Annotated in this window: 1 protein-coding gene; it reads right to left on the reverse strand. The window is 46.9% G+C overall.

The features are described from left to right. Positions 1-111: 111 nt before the first annotated feature. Entirely contained in the window at positions 112-1,584 is a 1,473-nt protein-coding gene (gene ltrA / locus AB6D07_RS22845) for a group II intron reverse transcriptase/maturase (protein WP_371692754.1), read from the reverse strand. Positions 1,585-2,168 lie beyond the last annotated feature (584 nt).

Here is a 2,168-nt window from a genome sequence, read left to right on the forward strand (position 1 = left end):
TGTCGGATAGGCGACACCTGTTACCAGATGCCGCCCTCCTAAGAACCGTACGTGCAACTTTCACTGCATACGGCTCAAGCCTCCACTAAGGCGTTATTGTTACCCAGCAACTCACAAAGCAGTGGCGACAGGATCAAACCATGAGTTGCGACCTGTATTTTTCACCTTACGTTCATTGAGAAAACCTTCCCAAAAAGGATCAAACGGATTCGCTTGACTCATGATTTTAACATGTCGCTTAATTGGCACCTTTGCGATGTCAAACAGCCTGATCACGCCATACTTTCCTGCCTTTTTGAACCAGCCATGGAAAGTCCATTGACCTTGCAAGTTCAGAAAATACTTATGTGCGATCCACTTGCGTCCCTTGTTTGGGTGACGCCTAACTGACCATCGCCATAACGCTAGAAACATCTGATGACCAACATAGCCGAAGGTTTGTTTAGCAACACAATGGCGATAGTAATTCGCCCATCCTCGTAGCTTTGGGTTTATCATCTTAATGAGATCGGCTACTGGGATTGTTGCGTGTTTTCTAATGAGGTCACGCATGTTTCGTAAGAATGATAATACGTTGGATTTGCTCGGTTTAATGAGCAGTTTCCCTTTGTACTTTCTGGCGTTGAAGCCAAGAAAGTCAAAACCATCATTGATATGAGTAACGTGCGTTTTCTCTTCAGAAAGCGTTAAACCTCTTTCTTGTAGGAAAGCCATCAGTTGCGGCTTGATGTCATTCACAAGAACTTCCTTTGAAGAGCCAGTGATAACAAAGTCGTCAGCATAACCTATAAAGTTTACTCTGCTGCCTGTCTTGCGAGCGATAGACTTAGTTAGCTTTTCTAGTCCGACAAGAGTGAGCAACATCAGGGTAGGTGAAATTATCCCGCCTTGTGGTGTTCCCTCCGCCGTTTTGTAGAAGAGACCTTTGTCTATATAGCCACATTCCAGCCATTGCTTAAGCATCCTTTTGTCTGTCGGGATATTATCAAGTAGCCATTGGTGACCTATCTTGTCGAAACAAGCTTTGATATCCCCCTCAAGAACCCATTGTGCTGCTCCCTTTTTACATAGACATTTGAAGCACTGTTGTATTGCATCTGCTGCGCTTCGATTGGGTCTAAACCCATAGCTGTTAGGGTCGGCAATTGTTTCAGATATTGGTTCTAGTGCTAGAAGGTGTAACGCTTGTTGCGCACGGTCTATCATGCACGGGATACCTAATGGTCTGAGCTTGCCGTTTTTCTTCGGGATATAGATCCTTCTGAGCGGTTTGGCTCGATAGCCTTTTCTGCTCAGTAAACTGACTGCCGCCATTCGACGTGCATCGGTGTTCCAGATGTCGCCGTCAATTCCTGGCGTTTTACTGCCTTTGTTTTGTGATACTCGACGAACAGCAAGAAGCTTTGCTGCTTTCGAGTGAGTCAGTATCCACTGTAGTGCTTTCGCCTTACCGTGTTTACCTTCTCGGATTGCTTTTGCAATGCGCATCTGGAGCCTTAACACATGACGCTCAACCGCTTTCCAGTCGATGGATCGCCATTGGGCGCTGCCAGAAGGGGCACTCACTTCATGAGAAGAGATCATCTGCGTTCCTTCTTAAATAAAGTTTTCCAAATCATCTTGCAATGGGAGACCAGTTGGAAGTGGGCACACTTTCGTGTCAGACATCCGTCTGTATCTGCATCATTACAATGCAGCCTTCGCTTTTTCCAACCTCCTTTACCAGCACCGCTATCGGCTCTCTTCACAGACAGCTTTCCCGAAGGAACGATACTGGCTTACCGTGTTCCGCATGTCGCGCAATATCAGGGTAGATGCCCACTATAGTGCGGGGAGCCTGTCGATCACGAAAGAGTATTGTCCAACCCCTTTCCTACTCCCTTCGCCGTTTGGCTACAGCGTATTAACCACTTCCGCTGCTTCAAACATAACGCACCTTACATGGATTCACTTTCGTTCATCATACTGATTCCCTAGCACTCACCCAATTCGTGGTTATCAGGAGGAGCATCCCCTCACGGTTCTGCTCCCGTTTAGCATAGTGCCAAACTTCGTTACATTGTCAGGCTCGCTGCTTTATTCAGAGCCTTAGGGTCGTCTGGTGATACAAACGGTTCACTCTTATCGCGGTGAACAGCGCTTCATGCGACTTCACGTCGCACGGACAA

Origin of the sequence: Vibrio sp. 10N.239.312.C11, from assembly GCF_041466065.1 — a bacterium.
GTDB lineage: Bacteria > Pseudomonadota > Gammaproteobacteria > Enterobacterales > Vibrionaceae > Vibrio > Vibrio tasmaniensis_A.